Annotated in this window: 1 protein-coding gene; it reads right to left on the bottom strand. The window is 66.8% G+C overall.

Translation table 11 applies throughout. From position 1 onward, the window contains the following. Positions 1 to 346 (bottom strand): Phenylacetic acid catabolic protein (locus E0702_RS15990; RefSeq protein WP_205741966.1); only part of this gene is annotated, 346 nt, incomplete at both ends.

Below are 346 nucleotides of genomic sequence, written 5' to 3'. Positions count from 1 at the left end.
GGGCGTGCCCCGGGCCATCTTCATCATGATGTCATAGCCCTGCCGCTGGTGGAACGATTCCTCCTTGCAGATCCGGATCATCGCCCGGGCATAGGGCCCGAAGGAGGTCCGCTGCAACGGCACCTGGTTCATGATCGCCGCACCATCGACCAGCCAGCCGACCGCCCCCATATCGGCCCAGGTCAGGGTCGGGTAGTTGAAGATCGAGCTGTATTTCATGCGGCCATCCAGCAGCATCTCGGTCAGTTCGTCGCGCGACACGCCCAGGGGCTCGGCCGCGCACTCGCGAGAGAGCCCATGGCCCGCCTCGTCCGGCACCTCGGCCGGCAGGAGCGCCTTGCGCTCC

Origin of the sequence: Halomonas marinisediminis (genome assembly GCF_004347715.1) — a bacterium.
Classification (GTDB): Bacteria; Pseudomonadota; Gammaproteobacteria; order Pseudomonadales; family Halomonadaceae; genus Halomonas; species Halomonas icarae.
Note: the sequence above shows the minus strand (reverse complement) of the source record. Positions and strands in the feature narration are given on the sequence as shown.